Annotated in this window: 16 protein-coding genes and 1 other annotated feature; of the genes, 14 read left to right on the top strand and 2 right to left on the bottom strand. The window is 47.0% G+C overall.

Features of this window, described 5'->3' with window-relative positions; translation table 11 throughout:
• Positions 1 to 193 precede the first annotated feature (193 nt).
• Entirely contained in the window at positions 194 to 5050 is a 4857-nt protein-coding gene (locus tag MKY87_RS04645) for a BclA C-terminal domain-containing protein (RefSeq protein ID WP_340963144.1), read from the top strand.
• A gap of 194 nt (positions 5051 to 5244) precedes the next feature.
• Here the strand turns inward: MKY87_RS04645 and serA are convergent, their stop codons facing one another.
• Positions 5245 to 6840, bottom strand: a complete 1596-nt coding sequence (gene serA, locus MKY87_RS04640) for a phosphoglycerate dehydrogenase (RefSeq protein ID WP_076209897.1) — start codon at positions 6838 to 6840, stop codon at positions 5245 to 5247.
• A 199-nt stretch (positions 6841 to 7039) separates the two neighbouring features.
• Positions 7040 to 7270 (bottom strand) — a binding site (T-box leader).
• Between the two features lie 335 nt (positions 7271 to 7605).
• Between serA and MKY87_RS04635 the strand changes: the two genes are divergently transcribed.
• Genes MKY87_RS04635 through MKY87_RS04625 form a run of 3 tightly spaced genes read left to right on the top strand, consistent with a single transcriptional unit; the run spans position 7606 to position 9475 of the window.
• Positions 7606 to 8199 carry a CPBP family intramembrane glutamic endopeptidase gene (locus tag MKY87_RS04635; protein WP_338587620.1) on the top strand — a complete coding sequence of 198 codons (594 nt, stop codon included), beginning with the start codon at positions 7606 to 7608 and terminating at the stop codon, positions 8197 to 8199.
• A complete protein-coding gene (locus tag MKY87_RS04630) occupies positions 8196 to 8648 on the top strand; it encodes a hypothetical protein (protein WP_338587619.1) in 453 nt (150 codons plus the stop codon). The genes MKY87_RS04635 and MKY87_RS04630 overlap by 4 nt, the downstream gene beginning before the upstream one ends.
• A gap of 53 nt (positions 8649 to 8701) precedes the next feature.
• On the top strand, positions 8702 to 9475 hold the full coding sequence (locus MKY87_RS04625; RefSeq protein ID WP_340963142.1) for a metallophosphoesterase: 774 nt from the start codon (positions 8702 to 8704) through the stop codon (positions 9473 to 9475).
• 45 nt (positions 9476 to 9520) lie between these two features.
• Here the strand turns inward: MKY87_RS04625 and MKY87_RS04620 are convergent, their stop codons facing one another.
• Positions 9521 to 10417, bottom strand: a complete 897-nt coding sequence (locus MKY87_RS04620) for a polysaccharide deacetylase family protein (RefSeq protein ID WP_339782970.1) — start codon at positions 10415 to 10417, stop codon at positions 9521 to 9523.
• A 94-nt stretch (positions 10418 to 10511) separates the two neighbouring features.
• On the opposite strand from MKY87_RS04620, the gene MKY87_RS04615 reads away from it, so the two are divergent.
• From MKY87_RS04615 to rpsA, 10 genes are all read left to right on the top strand, one after another.
• The gene (locus MKY87_RS04615) at positions 10512 to 10865 is read left to right on the top strand and encodes a hypothetical protein (RefSeq protein WP_338587614.1); all 354 of its coding nucleotides are present in this window, start codon (positions 10512 to 10514) and stop codon (positions 10863 to 10865) included.
• Between the two features lie 187 nt (positions 10866 to 11052).
• Complete coding sequence (locus MKY87_RS04610) at positions 11053 to 11667, top strand: genetic competence negative regulator (protein ID WP_338587613.1); 615 nt, start codon at positions 11053 to 11055, stop codon at positions 11665 to 11667.
• A gap of 43 nt (positions 11668 to 11710) precedes the next feature.
• Positions 11711 to 12406 carry a glutamic-type intramembrane protease PrsW gene (gene prsW / locus MKY87_RS04605; RefSeq protein WP_062835211.1) on the top strand — a complete coding sequence of 232 codons (696 nt, stop codon included), beginning with the start codon at positions 11711 to 11713 and terminating at the stop codon, positions 12404 to 12406.
• Positions 12407 to 12520: 114 nt separating this feature from the next.
• Positions 12521 to 12691 (top strand): hypothetical protein, encoded by a 171-nt coding sequence (locus MKY87_RS04600; protein WP_167350887.1) that lies wholly within the window; start codon positions 12521 to 12523, stop codon positions 12689 to 12691.
• A 121-nt stretch (positions 12692 to 12812) separates the two neighbouring features.
• On the top strand, positions 12813 to 14159 hold the full coding sequence (gene ypeB, locus MKY87_RS04595) for a germination protein YpeB (RefSeq protein WP_339782974.1): 1347 nt from the start codon (positions 12813 to 12815) through the stop codon (positions 14157 to 14159).
• 148 nt (positions 14160 to 14307) lie between these two features.
• Positions 14308 to 14961 (top strand): flagellar brake protein, encoded by a 654-nt coding sequence (locus MKY87_RS04590; protein WP_338587610.1) that lies wholly within the window; start codon positions 14308 to 14310, stop codon positions 14959 to 14961.
• 63 nt (positions 14962 to 15024) lie between these two features.
• The gene (locus MKY87_RS04585; RefSeq protein WP_340963139.1) at positions 15025 to 15249 is read left to right on the top strand and encodes a hypothetical protein; all 225 of its coding nucleotides are present in this window, start codon (positions 15025 to 15027) and stop codon (positions 15247 to 15249) included.
• 103 nt (positions 15250 to 15352) lie between these two features.
• The gene (gene cmk / locus MKY87_RS04580) at positions 15353 to 16057 is read left to right on the top strand and encodes a (d)CMP kinase (RefSeq protein WP_315936052.1); all 705 of its coding nucleotides are present in this window, start codon (positions 15353 to 15355) and stop codon (positions 16055 to 16057) included.
• A complete protein-coding gene (locus MKY87_RS04575; protein ID WP_091018056.1) occupies positions 16054 to 16641 on the top strand; it encodes a lysophospholipid acyltransferase family protein in 588 nt (195 codons plus the stop codon). The genes cmk and MKY87_RS04575 overlap by 4 nt, the downstream gene beginning before the upstream one ends.
• A gap of 142 nt (positions 16642 to 16783) precedes the next feature.
• Positions 16784 to 17998, top strand: a complete 1215-nt coding sequence (gene rpsA / locus MKY87_RS04570) for a 30S ribosomal protein S1 (protein WP_062835205.1) — start codon at positions 16784 to 16786, stop codon at positions 17996 to 17998.
• Positions 17999 to 18038 lie beyond the last annotated feature (40 nt).

Genomic DNA, 18038 nt, shown 5'->3' with positions numbered 1-18038 from the left:
CTGAATTTCATACAAAAAGTGCGGAAACACCCCCTTATGGAGGGTGTTTTTTTGTTGAAGACTACCGTTTAATCTTGTTCAACGTGGAACATGAATGGTCTTTTTTTGACTAAAAAGAGTGTCCAAGATAATTTTCCTTCCTATGTGACATAAGCTTGAAAAGCAAGCAAGATAGAGGAGGATTGAGTTAAGCATGTCCGATGATCGAAAAAGGGTCAATATTAAAGCTTTTCTGGAAGGCAGATCTTTTAGAGCGGGCTCTCCGTTTATTCCAATAACCACAAGCGAACTAGAGCAGTTTGAATCCATACTGCGTTCATTGGCTGTGGCTATTCCTGCTGTAATCAGTCAGCCGACTTCAGCCAATATACTGTCTTTGCAGAACGCATTACGCCAGTTACTTAGTTTTGTAAATCAATCCGGATTTCGTGCCGGAGTAAAGGCAGAATTACAAGCCGTATTGGAATTAACGATTGCAGGTTCAGAGGTTGTCCCTGTTCCTCTTATTAATCTCGCAGGTAACTTGCAAAACTTACTGGATGACTTGTTAAGTGTGACGCTGCTTCTGGAAGTACCTCCTGCAGAAAAAGATAAACTTGTGGGATTAATTCGATCGATCTCCATATCACTAAGCCGGGCAACGACAACTCTTGGAACTGGAGGGATTACCGGACCAGCCGGTCCACAGGGAGTGCCAGGAGTCCCTGGGGTACCAGGTGTCCCGGGAGTCCCTGGGGTGCCAGGGGCCACTGGAACACCCGGAGGAATTGGACCAGTAGGACCGGTTGGCCCAGTTGGTCCACAGGGAGCACAGGGTCCTGCAGGAGCACCTGGTGTTGGCTTGAACAATATTACTGCATATGATCCTGCACTGGGACCAACTTATGCTCAAGGTCAAGTAGTAAGCTACGAGGGTAGTCTTTATGTTGCTAATGTAAACGGTCCCTTGGGTACACCAGGAAGTTCTCCAGACTACACTCTTTTACTGTCGGGTGGAACCAATGGAGCAACGGGAGCAACCGGAGCTGGTTTGACAGGAGCCGTGGCATTTAATGCAGCGCTCGCGCCGGGTTATCCAGCAGGTCAAGTAATTACGTATAACGGTAGTACTTACATTACGAGTGTAGCTGGTCCTCTAGGAACACCAGGATCTTCATCGGATTACACATTAATCGCTGCTGCGGGGGCGACTGGTGTTACTGGAGCCACAGGTGCAGGATTAAGTGGCATCGTGCCATTCGATCCCGCATTAGCACCAACATATCCAGCTGGACAGATCGTCACGTTTGGTGGCAGTACTTACATTACAAATGTCGCTTCGCCAACGGGAACGCCAGGTACTTCGCCAGACTATACATTGCTTGCAGGTGCAGGACCTACAGGAGCCACAGGTGCATCAGGTGTAACGGGAGCAACCGGGGCGGGATTGACAGGCCTAGTACCATTCGATCCAGCCGTAGCTCCAACGTATCCAGCGGGTCAAGTCGTAACGTTCAACGGCAGTACGTTTATCGCTAATGTGGCATCGCCAACCGGAACGCCGGGGACTTCACCGGATTACACATTGCTTGCGGGCGCAGGCGCAACGGGAGTTACAGGAGCAACCGGCATTGGTGGAACGGGAAGTACCGGAGCTACAGGAGCATCGGGCGTAACAGGAGCGACAGGCGTAGGTTTGAGTGGCATTGTACCATTTGATCCAGCCGTAGCCCCAACGTACCCAGAGGGTCAAGTTGTAACGTTCAACGGTAGTACGTATATTGCAAATGTGGCGTCACCAACGGGAACGCCGGGGACTTCACCGGATTACACATTGCTAGCGGGCGCAGGAGCAACGGGAGTTACAGGAGCAACCGGCATTGGTGGAACGGGAAGCACGGGTGCTACCGGAGCATCGGGCGTAACGGGAGCGACCGGCGTAGGTTTGAGTGGTATCGTACCATTCGATCCAGCCGTAGCTCCAACGTATCCATCGGGTCAAGTTGTAACATTCAACGGTAGTACGTATATTGCAAATGTGGCGTCACCAACGGGAACGCCGGGCACATCGCCGGATTACACGTTGCTTGCTGGCGCGGGAGCGACAGGTGTGACGGGTGCAACTGGCGTTGGAGTAACCGGGAGCACCGGAGCATCGGGCGTAACAGGAGCGACAGGCGTAGGTTTGAGTGGCATTGTACCATTCGATCCAGCCGTAGCCCCGACGTATCCAGCCGGCCAAGTTGTAACGTTCAACGGCAGTACGTATATTGCGAATGTAGCATCACCAACCGGAACGCCGGGCACATCGCCGGATTACACATTGCTAGCGGGCGCAGGAGCAACGGGAGTTACAGGAGCAACCGGCATTGGTGGAACGGGAAGCACGGGTGCTACCGGAGCATCAGGGGTAACGGGAGCGACAGGCGTAGGTTTAAGTGGTATCGTACCATTCGATCCAGCCGTAGCTCCAACGTATCCAGCGGGTCAAGTCGTAACGTTCAACAGCAGTACGTATATCTCGAATGTGGCGTCACCAACGGGAACGCCGGGGACTTCACCGGATTACACATTGCTAGCGGGCGCAGGCGCAACGGGAGTTACAGGAGCAACCGGCATTGGTGGAACGGGAAGTACCGGAGCTACAGGAGCATCGGGCGTAACAGGAGCGACCGGCGTAGGTTTGAGTGGTATCGTACCATTCGATCCAGCCGTAGCTCCAACGTATCCAGCGGGTCAAGTCGTAACGTTCAACGGTAGTACGTATATTGCGAATGTGGCATCGCCAACCGGAACGCCGGGCACATCGCCAGATTACACGTTGATCGCTGGAGCAGGAGCGACAGGTGTGACCGGTGCAACTGGCGTTGGAGTAACCGGAAGTACCGGAGTCACAGGAGCATCAGGGGTAACGGGAGCGACAGGCGTAGGTTTAAGTGGTATCGTACCATTTGATCCAGCCGTAGCCCCAACGTATCCAGCTGGCCAGGTTGTAACGTTTAACGGTAGTACGTATATTGCGAATGTGGCATCACCAACGGGGACGCCGGGGACTTCACCAGATTACACGTTGATCGCTGGAGCAGGCCCAACTGGTGTGACGGGTGCAACTGGAGTTGGAGTGACAGGAAGTTCCGGTGAAACAGGAGCGACTGGTCTTACAGGGTTAACAGGGGCGACTGGAATTACGGGAGCCACGGGACTAAGCGTAACGGGATCAACCGGAGTAACTGGAGGAACCGGGGCAACTGGTGAAACAGGAGCGACTGGTCTTGTAGGGTTGACTGGGGCGACGGGGATAACAGGAGCCACAGGAGTAAGTGTAACAGGCAGTACTGGTGCTACAGGCGAAACAGGAGCAACAGGCGTAACAGGATTGACTGGAGCAACGGGAATAAGCGTAACCGGAGCAACGGGAGTCGGCATAACAGGAAGTACTGGAGTAACTGGTGTCACGGGTGAAACCGGAGCCACAGGTATAACAGGAGCCACGGGAGTCGGCGTAACGGGAAGTACTGGAGTAACTGGTGTCACGGGAGTCGGCGTAACAGGAGGTACCGGAGCGACAGGTATAACAGGAGCCACGGGAGTTGGAGTAACGGGAAGTACTGGAGTAACTGGTGCAACTGGGGGAACAGGAGTCACAGGTATAACCGGAGCGACAGGTATAACGGGGGCAACGGGAGTTGGCGTAACGGGAAGTACTGGAGTTACTGGTGCGACGGGGGAAACCGGAGCCACAGGTATAACGGGAGCAACGGGAGTTGGCGTAACGGGAAGTACTGGAGTTACTGGTGCGACGGGGGAAACCGGAGCCACAGGTATAACGGGAGCAACAGGAGTCGGCATAACGGGAAGTACGGGAGCAACAGGTGCAACTGGGGGAACAGGAGCAACAGGAGTCGGCGTAACGGGAAGTACTGGAGTTACTGGTGCGACTGGTGAAACCGGAGCGACAGGTATAACTGGAGCAACGGGAGTCGGCGTAACAGGAAGTACCGGAGTTACTGGTGCAACTGGTGCGACTGGCGTAACGGGAAGTACTGGAGTAACTGGTGCGACTGGTGAAACCGGAGCGACAGGTATAACCGGAGCCACAGGAGTCGGCGTAACGGGAAGTGCCGGAGTTACTGGTGTCACTGGGGTAACAGGAGCGACAGGTATAACGGGAGCAACAGGAGTCGGCATAACGGGAAGTACGGGAGCAACAGGTGCAACTGGGGGAACAGGAGCCACAGGAGTCGGCGTAACGGGAAGTACTGGAGTTACTGGTGCGACTGGTGAAACCGGAGCGACAGGTATAACCGGAGCCACAGGAGTCGGCGTAACGGGAAGTGCCGGAGTTACTGGTGTCACTGGGGTAACAGGAGCGACAGGTATAACAGGAGCGACAGGTATAACGGGAGCCACAGGAGTCGGCGTAACGGGAAGTACTGGAGCAACTGGTGCGACTGGTGGAACAGGAGCGACAGGTGTAACCGGAGCCACGGGAGCCGGCCTAACGGGAAGCACTGGAGCAACTGGTGTTACTGGGGAAACCGGAGCCACAGGTATAACCGGAGCCACGGGAGTCGGCGTAACGGGAAGTACCGGAGCAACTGGTGCGACTGGTGGAACAGGAGCCACAGGAGCCACAGGTATAACGGGAGCAACTGGTGCAACCGGAACATCTGTAACATCTAACTCGGCTTTTGCTGAGAACACTAATGGTACGATTGTTGTAATATTGGGTGGTACACTCGTTCCATTACCGAATAACCAAAATATTGGCACAGGTATAACCGTCAATGGGACAAATGACACCTTTACACTGACCAATGCAGGTCGTTACTATATCTCATACAAGATAAATCTGACAGCTGCGCTTGCTATCCAATCTCGGGTTTTACTTAACGGTGCAGCAATTCCAGCGAGTGTGGTATCTCCAGCACTTTCTCTCAGCCAGCTGCAGTCTGACTTTATGGTTACCGTTACCGCTGGTTCTACAATACAGTTACAATTATTCGGGCTTGTTGGCGCAGCCGTTCTGTCTCCTCCGGGGTCTACACTAAACATTATTCAGTTAAGTTAATAGTTCGATTACGTATTAAGACTATTTCCATTGACCAAAAGAAGCGGAGTTCATATGGGGTTGAGGGGCACCCCTTTTTCAATTCCACAAATATTTTGTTTGCAAACTTCTTCACCGATATTTCAGCGGGTACACGAAAAAAGACGGGACCACGAGGGGCCCGTCTTTCCTTTTACATATAGGAATATATTTGATTATTCCAGAACAATTTCAACAGCAGTATTGATTTCAGGCAGCGCAGCAAGCTGCACAAGCACATCTTTTGGAACAGCCTTATCTACGGTCAGAATCATGATTGCTGCACCACCAATAATTTTACGTCCAACCTGCATGGATGCGATGTTGACATCGTTTTGTCCAAGCAGGGTTCCTACACGTCCGATAATACCTGGTTTATCGTTGTGAGAGATCAAAATTTGATGACTTTCCGGTGCGATATCTACCGGGAATTTGTCCAGACGAACAATACGCTCTCCATAACCTGCAAGTAATGTACCTGCTACACGACGTTCCTCAGCATCCTGAGTTGTAACCAATGTTACGGTAATCAGGTTAGTGAATCCTTTAGTTGCTGAGGTTTGGCTTACAACCACATTCAGATCACGGATTTTGGCCAGATGCATGGAGTTAACGATGTTGGCTTCCCCACCCAAATGTCTGGCGAGAATCCCTTTCACAATGTAACGTGTGAGAGGAGAAGTATCTACTTCAGAAAGTTCACCAGCATAGTCGATACGAATCTCCTGCACTGCATTTTGTGTAATCTGTGCTGCAAAACTACCCAACGTTTCACCCAGTTTGAAGTACGGCTGCAATTTGTTCATCACGGTTGGTGCAACAGCCGGCATGTTAACTGCGTTTTTAAACGGTTCGTTACGCAAAATGTGAAGCACCTGTTCCGACACATCGATAGCCACGTTCTCTTGTGCTTCTACTGTGGACGCACCAAGGTGAGGCGTAACGATAATGCTAGGGTGATTCAGGAACGGGTGATCAGCGGCTGGCGGCTCGCTTTCGAATACGTCAAATGCTGCACCAGCAACAATACCTTGATCGATGGCTTCGACAAGTGCCATCTCATCTACAACTCCACCACGAGCACAGTTGATGATACGCATGCCTTTTTTCATCACTTCGAATTGTGGACGTGAAATCATATGCCGTGTTTCCGGTGTTAATGGCGTGTGCACGGTCATGAAGTCCGCATTGCGAATGATATCATCTACACTAGCCAACTTCACTTGCAGCTTCTCGGCACGCTCCTCCGTGAGGAACGGGTCGTAAGCAAGAATGTCCATTCCGAATGCTTTGGCGCGCTTGGCAACTTCACTACCGATCCGTCCCATACCCAGTACACCGAGCGTTTTATTTCTTAATTCCACACCCAGGAAGGTTTTACGATCCCACGTACCCTGAATAGTCTTGGCATATGCCTGAGGAATGTGTCGTGCCAATGCCATCATCATGGCAAACGTATGCTCACAGGTTGTGATGGTATTGCCATCAGGTGCATTAATAACGATGATACCGCGCTGTGTAGCAGCTTCCAGATCAATGTTATCTACACCAACACCTGCACGTCCGATCACCTTAAGGTTGGTACCAGCCGTCATAATACGATCTGTAACACGAGTCTGGCTGCGAACCAAGAGGGCATCATAATCACCAATAATGGCAACAAGTTCATCTTCACTAAGACCGGTTTTCTTCTCAACAACAACATCATTTGCATCCACCAGTTGCTGGATACCCAGATCACTGATTGGGTCCGACACTAACACTTTGTACATGGTTTCTTCCTCCTTAGGTATGTGTATCTATATCGTCAAGGTCTGACCTCAGCGAAGAGGTATTCCTTAAAACCAGATTGATTCTTCCGCCCAACAACGCGGTGTCGCAACAGAGGGGGAAGGTGAAACAAATAGAGTGATCCCACAGATATCCTTTAAAATAAATCAAAAAACTCTCAATCCACATACTGCTTGCGCAATAAGGGACGAGAGTTGTCGTGGTACCACCCTAATTCACCGCCGTTTCGCAACGACAGTCTTAGCGGTCAATGAAGACCGAAGAGGATAACGGGTCTAAACCGATTGCACCTACTCCAATTTCAATGCAATAACTCAGGAGCGCTCAAGACCATTTGCCTGCCACCGATTCACACCTACCATCGGCTCTCTGTAAGACGAAGCAACGTCTTTTTTCCATCATCGTGTTTAACGTGACTAATTTTTTCATAATGTATCATGGCTGACATGAGCATGTCAATAGGCTTAAATGTTTTAAATTGTTTTGCAGATGTCTTGCGGTTCATATATAAACAAAGCCATTATAAGCAATACAATAGTTACTGAACATACTACAAGAAGATGAAATATGTGCTGTTTGATGAATCGGATTTTACTGCTTTAATGAAGTAATGACACGGACACAAAACCAGGACTTGGGGCAGGCCTTGAACCTATTTGGTTTTTTGGCTATCATTTAGTATACTATCCGATTGGACAACGTAATTGTTATCCATCAAATTTAACTCAAGAGGACAGACGCATCCGATGAAAAAATTCAAGTTTCCCAAGTTCAAGATTCAGAAGGCTGAGCCACAGCAGCTTACCGAGCGTTTGCTTTTAATCAATCTATACTTTACACAAGGTCTGACACTGATTATCGGAGTTGTGTGGATCTTATTGCAGAAACGAAACTTGTTAGATGTACTCGCATGGCCTGACAATTACCAATTTATATGGTGGGGTCTTGGTCTTGCAGGCGTTATGCTTGTTATGGACTTGGTACTGTCGTATGTTATACCTCAGGAAAGCATGGATGACGGTGGAATTAACGAGATGTTGTTCCGTGGGCGTCCGATCTGGCACATTGTATGTATAGCAGCCATTGTTGCTGTGTGTGAGGAATTATTATTCCGTGGAGCCATCCAGCATGCCATCGGTCCTTACTGGACAAGTATTTTATTTGCAGTTATCCATATTCGTTATTTGCGACACTGGATTCCAACAGGCTGGGTGTTTGTCTCAAGTTATGGATTGGGTTGGATTTACTTGCAGTCCGGCACATTATGGGCGCCTATACTATGTCACTTTATTATTGATTTGGTGTCCGGATTAGCGATACGTTTTCGGAGGGGATCATGAATCAGCCATTAAGTAGAATGAAGACATATGGCAGTCAGCGCCATCGTCAATCGGATAAAAAAGAGAAATCCGAGCGTCAGGTGGCTTCTCAAGTAAGCATCGTTGCTGAAACGGCAGCAGCTGCTGAGGTTGGCGGAATCACACCAATTACTTCCGTTTCTTTACCTAGATCACAGCGCAAGCCTTATACAGAAAAACTGGAAAGTCCAGTACTTCCTCAAAGGGCACCATCACGCTCCAAAAAAACGCCAAATTCAACGGAAGAATCGATCCCCGAAGCGGGTTCGCTTCCTACACGGACAGAATTACATCCTTCACGTCGGCTAAAATTGAGCAAAAGGTTTGTCAATTCACTCATTTTTATTTTTGTCATGTTAACGATTAGTCTGGTTTGGTGGGGGGTTGAAGGGGCACCCCCTCTGAATACGTTCCTTCCTTTGCCGTGGTAGTACTGTTAATCGCAGGTTTAATCATTTTGATAGGAGTTTTACTACTTTTTCATATGTGGCGTGAAGCCCATATTCATCAAATGATTGAAGAAGAGGTTGAAGTACCTCATCTGCCAACATCCTTTGACGGGGCTATGATTTTGTATGTATCCGACACGCACAAGCGCAAACTGAAGCAGAAGGATCTGGAAAACGTTAAAAACAAGGTGGACTGGGTTCTCATCGGCGGGGATGTTGCGGAAAAAGGAATCTCATGGTCTTTGGTTAGACATAACATGAAAATTTTATCGAACATTGCTCCTTCATTTACGGTGTATGGCAACCATGACAAGAGGGCAGGTACCGCTCAACTTGCGCGAATCCTTCGGGAATCGGACGTTAAGCTCCTTCAGGATGATGTGGAATATCTACAAAGGGGCAACGACAGATTGAGCCTGATCGGCATAGACTATCGTTCCAAACAGGGCGATGTATTACTACAGCAGATCGGTAACCGTTTTTGCAAAATTGCTATCGTTCATGATCCTTTGCAGGCCCTTCGCTTGGAAGAAAATGCAGATCTTATTTTAAGCGGTCATACACATGGCGGACAATTGGTTTTACCATTTTTCGGACCTTTGTTCCTGAGCAAAGCGTATCGTCCCGTATCGAACGGGTGGTACTCCCTGAAGCGAAGTCCGGAGGACGTTCACCAAGAAGGCAAAATGCTTGTTAGCAGAGGATACGGTACAAATCATCTTCCTCTCCGACTAGGTTGTCCTGCGGAGATGCATATCATCACGTTAAGAGTGCCCGCGGAAAAAGCACTCACAGAGAAACAGCCTTGATCCATTGGATCAAGGCTGTTTTATTTTAATGTGCAAAATTACAATTTAACGAGCTTCCAATTCAATTGCACGGGGATCAACAAAGGAATAACCTTTCTTTTCGAGCTTGGTCAGCAACTCATCCAATGCTTCAACCGTCCATGGCAACTCGTGCATCAAAATATTGCTTCCGGGATTTAACTGGTCCAATACATTTTGAATGACTTTTTCCGGTTTGTCTTTGGTGCTTTTATCCCAATCGAGCGAACCATTAGACCAAGTCATATACAACATGCCATTTTTCTTCACAGCAGCCTTCAGTGCATCATTTCCCGAACCAAAAGGTGGACGGAAGAATTGCGGTTCCTCACCAATGGTATCCTTCACTATTTTTTGGACATCTGTAACCTGTTTTGCCGCCTCAGCGTTGGACATTTTTTGGAGATCCTCGTGATCCCAGGCATGATTGCCTACAATCTGACCCCGTTCATGTATGAGTTTGAGCAATTCCGGATGGCTTTTTACCCGATATCCATTGACGAAAAATATCGCTTTAGCGTTATGTTTATCTAAAGTGTCGATCAGTGAAGTAATCATTTTTTCTTCTTTGGGTCCATCATCAAAAGTTAACAAGACCACTTTGTTTGGGCTCGCTTCATCGTTTGGTTTAATATAATAATTTTCATTCATATGATACGTCTTTTCCACTTTCTCTTCTGTAGAAACCTTCTCCGAAGATTCAGGTTCTTCTTCTGTCGCAGTTGAATCTTCCGTTGAAGGCTCGGGCACACCAGTTCCGGGTTCTTCTGTTTCAGTTGGGTTAGAGTTACCTTGCTCTTCTTGAACCGTGGTAGTCGATTCGCCCGCTGGTGCGGAATTATCAGATGTTTTTTCTTCCGCTGTCCCACAAGCTGACAACAGCAAACTTGCAGCAATGATCAATGCGGCGGTATGTCTGAACATGATTTCAACTCGCTTTCCTGTATTTATACGGAATGAGATCGCTCACTCCCGCAAACACTAAACATGATTTTAACACTTGAAGGAGGTTGGTGTAATGAAGACGTCATCCTTTTTTTGGGGTCTTGTCATTGGTGTTGCAGCCAGTTCATGGCTGTCCAAAGGCAAATTGCCCATGATGTCATCGGGTTCATCAAGAAATATGATGGATCAGGCAAAACATAAGATGATGGAAATGACTTTCCCGGGTATGGACGGGTTCACAAGCAAGCAAAATCAACATGGTGAATCCCACAAAAATCCGGCAGCAAAGACCGCAAGAGCAATTACACCGCAGGAAAAAGAAGCGAATATGAGCATGCTCAAAGATTTTATTCGCACCAATCCCGATGTGAAGCATGAAGTTGAGCAAATTTTAAGTCAAACAAACACAACAGTACCGGGTTTATAAACCAAAACCTCCAATTAGAATCATCCACAGTCTGGATTGGCTGTGGAATGATTCTTTTTTTGTCGATTTTACTTCGTGCATTTAGAGGTATAAAATGATAACATAACTACATAGATTTATTTTCAGCACATATTGTTTTGTGCTTCATAATCTGTTATAAGACTTGCTTATAAAGGGGAGATCCTGTATGAAAATAGAACGACTAAGTCACGATAAGATACGGATTTTCCTGACCTTTGACGATCTGAGCGAGCGCGGAATACAAAAAGAAGATATGTGGCAGGAAATACCTAAGGTTCATGAACTGTTCACTGAAATGATGGACCAGGCCTATTCCGAACTTGGATTTGATGCCACAGGTCCACTTGCTGTCGAAGTATTCGCACTTCCCGCTCAAGGGATGGTTGTCATTGTCACACGTGGAAAATATGATCCGCAACAATATGGTTCAGGTCATGAAGATGATCTTCCTGAAGAAGTATATGAAATGGAAGTTACACTCGAGCAAAGCGATTCCATCGTTTATGCATTCAAGGACTTTGAAGTGCTCATTGAAGCTGCACATATGTTGCGTCAGCATGTTACGGATGCTGGGAGACTTTATTCTTATAAAGACAAGTGGTTCTTGCATTTTGAGCCAGATGAGGTAGATTCCACCAAACATGCGGCATTGATTGCTTTGCTTGCTGAATTTGGTGAAGGCTCCTCAATGACTCCGGCAGTTATGGAAGAGTATGGTAAGGTTGTTATTCCTGCACAAGCGATTGATGTTATCTGCACCCACTTCAAACGCCAGGATTAATCTCTAGTTGTAATCGCGTCTTTAGTCAGAGGAGGGAATTTCGGTGCTTTTGTTTTCGGTCTTAGCGGCAGCAGTTGCTCCGGGTCTCGCCTTGTTAACATACTTTTACCTGAAAGACCGTTATGATTACGAGCCACTTCATATGGTATTGCGGGTTTTCCTCATGGGGATTCTGATGGTACTGCCTGTGATGATCATTCAGCGTGGCATGATGATGTGGCTCGGGGATAATCCTTATCTTGAGGCCATTCTGATCTCAGGTGGTGTGGAAGAATTCGTCAAATGGTTCGTACTTTATCATATCATCTATAATCACACCGAATTTGATGAACCGTATGATGGGATCTTATATGCAGTTGCTGTTTCACTTGGATTTGCCACTGTTGAGAATGTGTTGTATGCCTTTGCGGGGAATGCATCCGTCTCAGCCATGTTCCTTCGGGCACTGCTCCCTGTTTCAGGGCACGCTATGTTCGCGGTAATCATGGGTTATTACATGGGGAAAGCTAAGTTTATCGGTGGTAAGAAAAAGCGGTGGTACCTGGTTCTTTCTCTGGTGTTACCTTTTTTCTGGCATGCATTGTACGATGTCATCATGAACACCATGGTGAATCATTGGTTGTGGTTTATAGCGCCGCTAATGGCGGGCCTGTGGTATGGGGCAATGGGTAAAATCACACGAGCTAATAACCGTTCTCCTTTTCGTTTTGTGAAGCGGGAGGAAGAGGTTAAATTATAAAAATACGGACACACTGGTGGACATAAAGCGCATATTGCGCCTATGGCTCCGGTGTGTTTTTATTTTTACGGATAAACTCCCGGGGAATGACCAACAGAAACGGAGATCGTTGTGATGAGAATTAAAATTAAAATCAGATGCAAACAATGCGGTGAACGATTTACATTACGAGGCAAGAAAGAGCGGGGCCGGATTGAGACGGGATTCAAGCAGTGCCTTTGTGATAACAGAGATCAGTTCGAAATTGAAGAAGAGGGCATGGCAACTGGGGTCCAGCTCAATTAAAAGGAGAACCCAAACGATACTTTAGCAGCCTGCTTGTGTAAGGACTGGAAATCGCATGCATAAGAGATCTTTCTTCGATCCACAATAGAGGTAGTGGTTTAGAAGAAAGGAGACTCTACCGATGTATAAACGATTAAGTTCAGTTATGTTTCCGATATTTGCGGTTCTGCTGGTCGGTGCGCTCGTGTGGGGCTATCAGGAGAATCAGGAGAAGAATGCAATTCTGATCAAGGCAGAGAACCAATATCAGCGTGCCTTTCACGATTTATCTTTTCATATGGACAAATTGCATTCGGAGATTGGTAACACCTTGGCGGTTCACTCTACTTCACAGGGGATGCATCGCAAAGGTCTGATGAATGTATGGCGACTCACCAGTGAAGCGCAGAATGAGATCAACCAACTGCCACTCACCATGCTGCCATTTAACGAGACAGAGGAGTTTCTCTCACGTATTTCCAACTTTGCCTACCGGGCGTCGATGCGTGACTTGACGAACGAACCACTAAGTGAGAAGGAAATGGGCAACCTGAAAAAGCTGTATCAGAATTCATCCGAGATTACCAAGAATCTGCAGGATGTGCAGCAGAAAGTCCTGACGGACCGATTGCGCTGGATGGATGCGGAGACTGCCATGGCAACGCAAGAGCAAACCATGGACAATACGATCGTTGATGGATTTCGTACGGTGAACAAAAAGGTACAGGAATACCCGGAGCTTGATTGGGGTCCTTCCGTATCCAATATCTATGCCAAACGATCAGTCAAGAAACTGGACGGCTTGCCGGTGACCAAAGAACAGATTCAGAGCAAGGCTGCAAAATTCTCTGATGCGGATAGTAGCAAAATCCAAGTGCAGGAGAACGGTAAAGGGACAGACTGGGAGTCGTATACTGCCACGATTGATCATGCCAAGAATGGCAAACTGATGATGGATTTCACGCGTAATGGCGGAATGCTGATCTCTTACAGTGATACGCGTCCAATCGGAACCAAAAAAGTATCTCGTCAGAATGCCATGGCTAAAGCAGATCAATTTCTAATGAACAAAGGTTATAAGGATATGAAGGCTGTAAACTACGATGAATATGGTAACCTGGGTAACCTTACTTATGTGCGCAAGCAAGGGGACACGTTGATCTATCCCGAGAAAATGTCAGTTCGTGTAGGTTTGGATACAGGCGAAGTTACCGGCTTCCAGGCGAGTGACTTTGTCTACGAACATAATGACAAGCGCAAAATTCCGAAAGCAACTCTTACAGAGCAACAGGCGCGCAAAAAGCTTAATTCGGAGTTCGAAGAAAATTATGTTCGCAAATCCCTGATTGAGAATGATTACAGCAAAGAAGTATTGTGTTATGAATTCGGAGGGAAAATTAACGGTTCCCGTTACCGGATATACATTAATGCGAATACAGGATTAGAAGAAGCGGTTGAAGAGATCAAACCGGTCAATGCAACCTCATAAAAAGATGGATAATCTCAATTTGAAGTTGAGCGAATAACTGCGGCAGACCACATTGTGGTCTGTTTTTTTCTTGTTCAATGTGAGAAAGGTCATGGTATAATAGTCCTTGTACATACGAAGATAAATACATAAAGTGGCGGTGAACAGCTTGTTTCCTAAAATAAATGAAATTTTATACATCCAGATTGCTTCTGCAGATGAAAAAGAGGAACACAAAGAGTACAAATCACGCATTGCAGATATGGATGACAGCGGTTTTCTGATTGAGGTCCCGATGCAACAAGGAACCAGCCGTCTGAAAAGGCTCTTTTTCGGAGAGGAATTGTCCATTTCATATATTACGGAGGATGGGGTCCGGCATTATTTTAATACCTATGTCACGGGATTTGAGGAAGATGTGGTCCGTCTTGTCCGTATCCGCAAACCGCTACCTAGCGATATATCCAAAATACAACGGCGCAGCTTTCTTCGTGTTCATGCAAACCTCGAATTGGCCATCCAGAGTGAAGATCTGACCCGTGCCGTCGGATTGACTGAAGATATTGGTGGCGGTGGATTGTCCATCTACGGCGAAACAGGTTTTTCAATAGCTGAAGGTCAAAAACTTAAATGCTGGTTGCTGGTTCCCTACCGGAATTCAACCATCGAACATGTGAATTTTGAAGCTGAAGTAGTGCGGATCAAAACCCTGGAAACCGGCAGACAGCTGTGCATGCTGAAATTTGTGCAGATTTCAGATTCGGAGCGCCAAAAAATTATCAAGTTTTGTTTCGAACGGCAACTTGACTATCGCACGAAATAGGAATGTTGTGGCATAAAGAGAGGGAACTGCGGGTACCGTAATGAAAAAAACGGAGGTATTGCCTTGAATCATCGTCATGCAACCCGCAGATATGAACGACTTTATTATGTTTTCTCCAGGCGAATGGAACGAAAGGTTACGATTCTGATTACAGCCCTTCTTATCCTGCTTGTGGTATATCAATTGCTGCTGTTGGTACCCGGCTTCAAAAAGAATTTGACCACCATTGACCGCCTGGAAGGAACTCCAATTGAAGTGCAAACGATGAATGATTACAAACGTCGTTGATTTGTCTGTTTTTGCATCCATGTGTAGAGTGTGGTATAATTTTCACGATGCAGGCAATGCCTGTTTTTTTATTGAGGTTTATCGTTTGAGGAGGAATGCCCCGTTGGCAAGCCAGAACACATCAGAGAACGGGAAAATGAACGTTGCAATTGACGGACCTGCCGGTGCCGGGAAAAGCACGGTGGCCCGATTGGTTGCAGAGGCGCTCGCGTATGTATACGTCGACACAGGCGCAATGTACCGTGCGGTAACCTTGCACATGCTTCGGAATGATATTGCGCCGGAAGAAGTGACACAGGTACTTCAGGAAGCCCAAAAGCTGGTCATTGATTTACAACCGGATCCCGACGGACAGAAAGTGTTCTGTAATGGGGAAGAAGTAACCTCGGAAATCCGCTCCCGTGAAGTGACGGGAATCGTGTCCCGATATGCGCAAATCGAGGGGCTGCGTACGCAATTAGTGGATACTCAGCGGCAAATGGCTTTGCGCAAGGGCGTCGTCATGGATGGACGCGATATCGGAACGACAGTATTGCCCGATGCGGAAGTGAAAATCTTCATGACTGCCAGTGTCGAAGAGCGTGCACTTCGCCGCTTTAAAGAACTGGACCCCTCTGAAGGACTGACGTTGCAACAGCTGGAGCGAGACATTGCCACCCGTGACAGATTGGATGAGAATCGGGAAATTTCCCCATTGCGTTGTGCTGAGGATGCTATCGTCCTTGATACAACGGAAATGAACATCCATGAAGTGGTTGACAAAATCGTATCTTATTGCACAATGGTCAGAGGAGAGATCGGTCTATGATTTACACATTTTGCAGCACATTACTGCGGATCATTTATACCATTCTTTTCCGCTTGGAGGCCGTTGGACGGGAGAATATTCCGAAAGAAGGCGGCGTACTTTTATGTTCCAATCATATTAGTAACTTCGATCCTCCAACCGTTGGTATCAAAATTCGCCGTCAGGTGCGTTTCATGGCCAAAAGCGAATTGTTTGAAATTCCGGTACTCGGCCGAATTATTAAAGCCGTGGGCGCTTTCCCCGTTAAACGTGGAGGTGTCAGCAAGGAATCCATCAAAACCTCACTCAATATTTTGCGTGATGGTCAAGTGCTTGGAATCTTCCCCTCGGGAAGCCGTCACAATGATGGAGGTATCGGCAAAAAAGGGGCAGCGAGTTTTGCTCTCCGCAGTGGCGCTACAGTTATTCCTACTGCTATTATCGGTAACTACAAAGTTTTTCGTAAGATGAAAGTTGTATATGGAGCACCAGTAAGTTTGGACGAGTTCAAGGAAGACCCATCTGGAGAAGCTCTGGAGAAGGCGACTGAAAAGATTATGTCCAAGATTAACGAAATGGTGCAAACGGGCGTGCCAAGTAAGTAGTGGCTTCGTCGGTAGCTGAGTGCATGTTTCCATATTTTTGAGGGAGACTAAAGCTTGAGCACTCAGTGATGAAAGTGTTTTGAACTCTGCTACAGGCAGGTTTGAATATAATGGGGTTTTTGAATTGAGGAGGGTATTTGACATGTCGGAAGAAATGAAAAATCAAGAAGCAACCCAAGATGAGTTGGATCAATTCGTTTCCTTGAAAAAAGGAGATACCGTAAAAGGAACCATCGTCAAATTGGAAGATAACCAAGCCTATGTGAGCATTGGATATAAATATGACGGTGTCATTCCAATTCGTGAACTGTCTTCATTACATGTTGACAGCGCGTCTGACGCAGTAGAAGTTGGACAAGAAGTTGAAGCTAAAGTTCTTAGCATCGACGACGAGAAAGAAAAACTCGTTCTGTCCAAACGTGCAATCGACAGCGAAAACGCATGGGATCAATTGCAAAAGCATTTTGAAGACCAAGACGTATTCGAAGTTGTTGTAGGTGATGTTGTTAAAGGCGGTCTGGTAGCAGACGTGGGCGTACGTGGATTTATCCCGGCTTCCATGGTTGAACGCCATTTCGTTGAAGACTTCAGCGACTACAAAGGACGCACACTGCGTGTTAAAGTGAAAGAGATCGACCGTGAGAACAACAAAGTGATCCTTTCCCAAAAAGACGTACTGGAGCAAGAATTCGAAGCAAACAAAGCTACAGTAATGGCTGGTTTGCAAGAAGGTCAAGTGATCGAAGGTACAGTACAACGTTTGACTCAATTCGGTGCATTCGTTGATGTGGGCGGAGTTGACGGTTTGGTTCACGTATCCGAGCTGGCTTGGACACATGTTGAAAAACCATCCGACGTACTGTCTGAAGGTGACAAAGTTAGTGTGAAAGTGCTGAAAGTTGACCCTGAAAAAGGCAAAATCAGCCTGAGCATGAAAGCTGTTCAACCAGGTCCTTGGGAAACAGCAAGCGAAAAATTCAATTCCAGCGATATCGTAACAGGTGTTGTAAAACGTCTGGTTGACTTCGGTGCATTTGTTGAAATCGCTCCTGGTGTTGAGGGACTTGTGCATATTTCGCAAATCTCCCACAAACACATCGGCACTCCACATGAAGTGCTGAAAGAAGGACAGGAAGTTCAAGTTAAAATCTTGGACATGAACCCTTCTGAGCAACGTGTAAGCTTGAGCATCAAAGAAACAGAAGAAGCTCCAGCTCAACCACAAAAATCAGAAAGACCTGCAAGAAACAACGCTCCGCGTGAAGAAATCAACAATCCAAACGTTTCCTTGAACAATCAAGGTATGAGCACTACGCTCGGCGAACTGTTTGGTGACAAACTCAGCAAATTCAAATAAGTTAACAATGCATGGTTCTAAGTTATATACTGCATATTTT

The sequence above is a fragment of the Paenibacillus sp. FSL R7-0198 genome, from assembly GCF_038000415.1.
Taxonomy (GTDB): Bacteria; Bacillota; Bacilli; order Paenibacillales; family Paenibacillaceae; genus Paenibacillus.
Note: the sequence above shows the minus strand (reverse complement) of the source record. Positions and strands in the feature narration are given on the sequence as shown.

Bases quoted from the DNA above. Each gene is read 5' to 3' on its own strand.
- MKY87_RS04575 (WP_091018056.1), top strand. From the start codon at position 16,054: ATGATTTACACATTTTGCAGCACATTACTGCGGATCATTTATACCATT.
- ypeB (WP_339782974.1), top strand. From the start codon at position 12,813: ATGTATAAACGATTAAGTTCAGTTATGTTTCCGATATTTGCGGTTCTG.
- MKY87_RS04620 (WP_339782970.1), bottom strand. From the start codon at position 10,417: ATGTTCAGACATACCGCCGCATTGATCATTGCTGCAAGTTTGCTGTTG.
- rpsA (WP_062835205.1), top strand. From the start codon at position 16,784: ATGTCGGAAGAAATGAAAAATCAAGAAGCAACCCAAGATGAGTTGGAT.
- MKY87_RS04615 (WP_338587614.1), top strand. From the start codon at position 10,512: ATGAAGACGTCATCCTTTTTTTGGGGTCTTGTCATTGGTGTTGCAGCC.
- MKY87_RS04645 (WP_340963144.1), top strand. From the start codon at position 194: ATGTCCGATGATCGAAAAAGGGTCAATATTAAAGCTTTTCTGGAAGGC.
- MKY87_RS04630 (WP_338587619.1), top strand. From the start codon at position 8,196: ATGAATCAGCCATTAAGTAGAATGAAGACATATGGCAGTCAGCGCCAT.
- MKY87_RS04610 (WP_338587613.1), top strand. From the start codon at position 11,053: ATGAAAATAGAACGACTAAGTCACGATAAGATACGGATTTTCCTGACC.
- serA (WP_076209897.1), bottom strand. From the start codon at position 6,840: ATGTACAAAGTGTTAGTGTCGGACCCAATCAGTGATCTGGGTATCCAG.
- MKY87_RS04600 (WP_167350887.1), top strand. From the start codon at position 12,521: ATGAGAATTAAAATTAAAATCAGATGCAAACAATGCGGTGAACGATTT.
- MKY87_RS04625 (WP_340963142.1), top strand. From the start codon at position 8,702: ATGTGGCGTGAAGCCCATATTCATCAAATGATTGAAGAAGAGGTTGAA.
- MKY87_RS04635 (WP_338587620.1), top strand. From the start codon at position 7,606: ATGAAAAAATTCAAGTTTCCCAAGTTCAAGATTCAGAAGGCTGAGCCA.